The 6,187-nt window shown below is 62.4% G+C and carries 4 protein-coding genes; 2 read left to right on the forward strand and 2 right to left on the reverse strand.

Annotated features, from left to right (window positions below; genetic code table 11):
* Positions 1-74: 74 nt before the first annotated feature.
* Together AC1D2K_RS05745 and ygiD are read right to left on the reverse strand one after the other, a co-directional pair.
* Positions 75-989: a phytanoyl-CoA dioxygenase family protein gene (locus AC1D2K_RS05745; protein WP_478087007.1), complete on the reverse strand. Its 915-nt coding sequence runs from the start codon at positions 987-989 to the stop codon at positions 75-77.
* A 128-nt stretch (positions 990-1,117) separates the two neighbouring features.
* On the reverse strand, positions 1,118-2,023 hold the full coding sequence (gene ygiD / locus AC1D2K_RS05750; protein ID WP_478087008.1) for a 4,5-DOPA-extradiol-dioxygenase: 906 nt from the start codon (positions 2,021-2,023) through the stop codon (positions 1,118-1,120).
* A gap of 302 nt (positions 2,024-2,325) precedes the next feature.
* Here ygiD and AC1D2K_RS05755 point away from each other — a divergent pair, with 302 nt between their 5' ends.
* Both AC1D2K_RS05755 and AC1D2K_RS05760 read left to right on the forward strand, forming a co-directional pair.
* Positions 2,326-4,698, forward strand: coding sequence for a DNA polymerase II (locus tag AC1D2K_RS05755; RefSeq protein ID WP_478087010.1), 2,373 nt, complete (start codon positions 2,326-2,328; stop codon positions 4,696-4,698).
* Positions 4,699-5,101: 403 nt separating this feature from the next.
* Positions 5,102-5,845, forward strand: a complete 744-nt coding sequence (locus AC1D2K_RS05760; protein WP_478087012.1) for an H-NS histone family protein — start codon at positions 5,102-5,104, stop codon at positions 5,843-5,845.
* Positions 5,846-6,187 lie beyond the last annotated feature (342 nt).

The following is a 6,187-nucleotide window of genomic DNA, read 5'->3' on the forward strand; positions in this document are numbered from 1 at the left end:
CGGTCCTCGCGCGGCAGGTCGCGCTCGGCTTGCGGTAGCACCTTTGCAGGGTTCAACAAATTGGGCTGATCGTCTCAAGTTCGGGTGTCTGGCGAGCTCCGCACCCCTTGCTTGTATTGATAGAGCCGCAGGAGCAAGTTGCTCAATACAGCCGACCTCGCAGATAGCGGTGGACCTTCGAGCTCGTCTTTTCCAGGGACGGGCTGATGCATTCTGTGCATCCAGTAGCCTCCGGCCTTGGGCACGATGCGTGACCCGATCACGCGGCAGTCTTGTTCCGAGAAATAGTGAAACACGATGCTGTTGCGCGTCTTCCCGGGCGAATCGATCGGACTGCCGCCGTGAAGCAGATGGGCGCTCCAGATGAAGACATCGCCTTGCTTCGCTGCGAATGTCTGCGCGGTCAGTCCGAGCCGATGGACCTCGCCTTCCATGTAACGGCTCCATAGCGGCATCTCTTCGGACACGAAGTGGTTGCTGCCGGTCGAGAACACGTACTGCTCGATCTTGTGGCTGCCCGGGTAGTAGCGCAGAGGCCCTGCATCCAGGTGGCAGTCCTCGAGCGCCACCCAGATGGCAATCAGGTGCCCCTGGGAGTGCGGCGTCATGTAGAGCGCGTCGACATGATCGCCTTGGGCGCTGCCCTGCAGGAAATTCAGCGAATTGCACAGCACCGGGGTGTGTGCGAGAAGCGCCTTGAGGATCGGAGTGATCCTGGCATTCAATGCCAACCGTCTGATGCTTTCGTACTCGAGGAAGAGGTCATTGACCTTGAAGCGATGACTGTGTCGGGCCTCTTGGCCAACGTCGCCAATCTTCATGCGCTGGTCCGTGTCGAGGTCGTCGACAACCACGCGCGACGGCCTGTACGTCCACGCGTGCGCAACCGCGGCTTTGGCGGCGTCGGTCTCTGCTTCGGAATAAAACTGCGGGAGGACCACATACCCGTCGTCCTGCCACTTCTGAACCAACGTTGCGTCGTATTTCAACTGGACCTCGCATTTTCCGGTCGTCGAAACTGCACTGCAGGGTCGGGCTCGAAGGCGGCGGAACAGACTCCAGCGCTCGGGGGCGCGACCGCGCAAGCGGGATAGTACCCCCGGTACGGCGCCGTGCCCTATCCGAACTGGATACAGCGCATGCCGAGCGTCCCGGACTGGAAACCTTCGTAGATGGTTTGCGCGCGCTCCCCGGTGCCGGCGGCGCCCAGGGGGTACAAGAAGGGGTAGTAGTGATCGGGCGTCGCAACGGCCACCGAAGCGCCTTCTAGCTTGCTGAAGTCGATCAGAGCCTTGTCATCACGTCCTCGCAGGGCAGACTTCACCGCATCGTCGAAAGATTGCGCCCAGGGGCGGCTCGCGGACAGGGCGTCCGGGACGCCCCGGTCTGTCGCCCGCAGGTTATGCACGATGTTTCCGCTGCCGAGGATGAGCACCCCTTGGTCCCGCAACGCGGCAAGCTCGCGGCCAACGGTGTAGTGGAAGGAGGCCGGCTTGTCGTAGTCGACCGAGAGCTGGAAGACCGGTACGTTCGCCTTGGGGTAGAGGTACTTGAGGACAGTCCACGTGCCGTGGTCCAGGCCCCATTGCTGCGTGGGAACCACGCGGCCCTGGGTCACCAGGCCGGCAGCAACGCGCGCGATGGCCGGGTGACCAGGCGCTGGGTATTCGATATCGAACAGGGCCTGCGGGAAGCCCCCGAAGTCGTGGATGGTCTTTGGCCGCTCCTGGATGCCGACGCCGGTGACCCCCTGCGTGAGCCAGTGCGCCGAGACGCTGAGTATGGCCGTCGGGGTCGGCAAGGCCTTCCCCCACACGACCATTCGGCGCGTGAACTCGTTGTCCTGGATCGCGTTCATCGGGCTACCGTGGCCAATGAAAATCGTGGGCATGCGGGCCGCAGCCCTGCCTTTCTTCTCGGCGGCGGCATGCGCGAAGCCAGACACTGCCGCGAGCGCCGCGATGGCGCCGTGCGCTGAAGATTGGAGGAGGAAGCCGCGGCGGCTGGAATCGGCAGAAAACATGTCTTCAGAGAAATTGCTCGAAGCCGAGCGTCAAAGGAGTGGCCCGCCTGATGGCGAGCGCGTCGATTGGGTCTAGCGGCCATCGCCGTACACCGTCCCGCAACGGTGCCGCGCTCGTCAAGCGACATCAGGCGCGAATAGCCTGCTGCGTCCGCGGCCAGGATGGCCAGAAGGCGACTCCGCAGGTCCGGGGTTCGCATGCGTGCATTGTGGCGGATCGCCTCGCTCGCGCGGCCCCAACCGGGCGAAAATCGGTTATGCGCAAGCCCGCCTTCCTTTGCCACCCGATTCCTTAAGCGCTCGTGCTCCCCACCGAACTCAAGGGCTTCATCCTCACTCGCCGCTGGCGTGACGTCACGGCCGGCACCGAAATCGAGTACTGGCTGGCAACAGATGCGGGGCCGATGAAAGTGGTCCTGACCGCCCAGACCTCTGTCGCGTTCGTCGAATCGAAGCACAGGGCGGCCGTCGAAGCGCACCTTGCCGCCATGCCAGCGGTGCAAGTGCGTGAGCTCGAGTTGAAGACATTCCATCAGGAACCTGTCGTTGGTGTGTATGCGAGGCACTTCCGCCAACTGGGTCAGCTGGCACGCGCTCTCCGGCCACAGGGCATTCCCCTGCTCGAAGCCGACGTGCGCCCGCACGACCGCTACCTGATGGAGCGATTCATCACGGCTGGCGTGCTGGTGGAGGGGGGGAGGGCAGACGGCTCTACCATCGTCGACTGCAAGCTCAAGCCTGCGCCCCATTTCCGGCCGGTGCTGAAAGTGGTGTCGCTGGACATCGAGACGAGCCAGGACGAGGAGCTCTATTCCATTGCGCTGGACGGCAAGGAAGACCGTGTTGTCTTCATGCTGGGCGAGCCACCCCCTGAGCCGGGGGAGCCGATGAATTTCTCGCTCATCTATTGCCCAACCCGCAAGGCCATGCTCGAGAGGCTCAACGACTGGTTCGAGAGGAACGACCCGGATGTCATCATCGGATGGAGCGTCATTCAGTTCGACCTGCGAGTGCTTCAGAAGGCAGCCGACGCGTGTGGGGCGAAGTTCCTTCTCGGGCGAGAGCGTCGGCCCATCGATTGGCGGACCCATCCGGGAAAGCAGGGCTATCTGTTCGCGGCCGTGCCCGGCCGGGTGGTCATCGACGGCATCGAGGCACTCAAAGCCGCGTCGAGGAGTTTTCCTTCCTTCAGCCTGGAGGCCGTTTCACAGGAACTGCTGGGCGAGGGCAAGGCCATTGGCGACGAGTACGACAAGATGGCCGAGATCGAGCGGCGGTACCAGGAAGACAAGCCCGCGCTCGCGCTCTACAACATCCGGGACTGCGAGCTGGTTCTGCGCATCTTCGACAAGGCGAGGCTGCTGGAGTTCATGATGGAACGCGCCCACACCACGGGCCTGCAGGCCGATCACTTCGGTGGCTCCATTGCCGCGTTCAGCCACCACTATCTGCCGCGGATGCATCGCCTGGGCTACGTGGCGCCCAACGTGGGCGAGATTCCGAGCAAGGCCTTTCCTGGCGGGTACGTGATGGACTCGAAGCCAGGGTTCTACGATTCCGTCGTGGTCCTGGATTACAAGAGCCTCTACCCCTCGATCATTCGAACGTTCCTGGTCGACCCTGTGGGCTTTGTGGAAGGCTCGAACGCCAGCGACCCGGCAATGGTCATCAAGGGTCCGCGAGGGACCTCGTTCTCGCGCGAGAAGCATTGCCTGCCGGAAATCGTGACCACCCTCTGGCGGGCTCGGGACGAGGCCAAGCTGGCCAGGAACGAGTCGCTGTCGCAAGCCTTGAAGCTGCTCATGAACTCCTTCGCCGGAGTGCTGGGTGCGGCCGACTGCCGCTTCTTCAATCCCCAGGTCGTCTCTGCCGTCACGTTGCGTGGGCACGAGATGATGAAGCTCACGCGCGAATTCGTGGAGAACCGGGGTTACGAGGCCATCTATGGTGACACCGACTCGATTTTCATCTGGCTCAGGCGCACCCACACCATCGAGCAAGCGCACGCCATCGCGGCGGACCTGGTGAGAGACATCAACGACTGGTGGACGCGCACCCTCCGCGAGGAGCACGGGCTGGAGAACTTCCTCGAAATCGAGTTCGACACCCACTACAAGAAGTTCTTCATGCCCACCATTCGTGGCTCGGACGTGGGCAGCAAGAAGCGCTACGCAGGCCTGAGCGTGGACGCTACGGGCAAGGAGGAGATGGTCTACCGCGGCTTGGAGATGGCCCGCAGCGACTGGACCCCGTTGGCGCGCCAGTTCCAGGAGGGTCTGCTTTCGCGCATCTTCCACGGCGACCCTTACAAGGAGTTCGTGACCGACTATGCGCAGTCGATGCTGGCTGGCCGGATGGATGACCTTCTCATCTACAGGAAGCGCTTGCGTCATCAACTCGATGCCTACCTGGTCAACGTGCCGCCGCAGGTCCGCGCCGCACGCATCGCCGACGAGTACAACGGTCGGGTCAAGCGACCCAAGCAGTATCAGAAAGGTGGCTGGATTCGATACGTCATGACTCAAAACGGGCCGGAGCCGCTGGAAACGCGCCATTCCCGCATCGACTACGAGCACTACCTGAGCAAGCAGCTGCAGCCGATTGCCGACGCCATCCTCCAGCCGATGGGGGAGAATTTCATGGCCCTGACAACCTCACAGCAAGCTCTCTTCTGAGCATCTGCCCAGGTCTTGAGCCTTCCGTCGGGAGGACAAGTCTCAGTGGCGCAACTCACGCGCGCTGGCTGCGTGGTAGTCGCGAAGATGGCGTTCCCAGATTGACTGAATCGACAGCGCAAAGGCCTCAATGGTCGATGTGCGCAGTTTGTCCAGGCTCGCTGTATCTAGAAGCCGTCTGCCATCGCGCGGCGCACTCCAAGAACATTCCGTTTGCGACAGTTGTGGTGGTTCCATGTGAGTGTGCAGAGGCCTGCCGGTTCGCCGGTGGGTAAAATCCGGGGTGGCGCGCAGTTGAAGAGAAGAAGTTTTTTCATCGATTCATCAAAGTTCAGACGCCCTTGTCGCCAACGTCCATGACGCCAAGCGACGAACTCCCCCAACTTCAAAACTCCCAAACTCAATGACGAAGTCCTACGCGCAACTCAAATCCRCCATCGCCAAACTCGAAAAAGAAGCGGCTGCGCTCCGTGAAACTGAGACGACAAAGGTGGTTGCGCAAATCAAGGAGTCGATTGCCACGTTTGGCCTGACCGTCGAACACCTCTTTGGCCKTGGCGCCAAAGCATTGAAAGTAGCCACTGGCAAGGTCCTCGGCGGTGGAAAAGCAGTGCGCAAGGGCGCAGGCGTTCCCAAGTACCGCCACCCAAAGACGGGCAAGACATGGACGGGCTTCGGCAAAGCTCCCGGGTGGATTGCCACGGCTCGCAACCGTGACAAGTTCCTCATCGACCAATCTGGCATCGTTGCCGCACCTTCGGTCGAAAAGGCCGTGGCCCCTGCCGCTACAGTGGCGAAAAAGGCAGTCCGTAAGGCCCGCACAGTTGCAGCTCCGGTGAAGACGTCGAGCCGTGCCAGGAAGGTTGCTCCCGCTTCTGTCGCAGCTCCCGAAGCCAAGGCTGAAAAGCCGGCCGCGAAGAAGGCTGCACCAAAGAAGAGCGCTCCTTCGAAGAAGGCTGCGCCGGCAAAGAAGGCAGCGGCCGCCCCCAAGGCTGCAAAGGCTGCTGCGAAGGCCACCGAGGAGGCCGCCGCCAGGGCGACTAAGTCGCAAGCTGCCGCCAAGGCCCGCAGCCCGCGCAAGCCCACGAACGCTACGGCGCCGGTGTTGACCTCCGCCACGCCGGAGACGGCTGCATCCGCGAGCTGAYAACGCCATTGGCCTGCTTCGGCCGAAGAGATGAAACGAACGGGCCGCTCCGCGGCCCGTTCGTTTTTGGTGCGGCTTCGAGATATAGGGTGCTCGAAGGTCCTCGCGGGCTGCACTGATTCGAGGATTTCCATGAAGGCGGTCGATGCCGGCACGCTCACTGGCACCTTCGGCGGTCGCGAATTCACGCTGAAGAAGAAGTAGTGGCGGACTGAGCTCCCTCTAGGAGCCCCTGCGTCCTGTGCTCGACGAGGAACCCGTCGTTTTCGTCCAGGGCTCCGCGTTTCCCGCCAGGGTGATTGCGAGAGGGCGCAAGCAAGTCCGACCGGCGGCTATTCCTCC

The sequence above is a fragment of the Variovorax sp. P1_H12_2 genome, from assembly GCF_056405335.1.

Coding starts and splice junctions, on each gene's coding strand:
- ygiD (WP_478087008.1), bottom strand. CDS start 2,023: ATGTTTTCTGCCGATTCCAGCCGCCGCGGCTTCCTCCTCCAATCTTCA.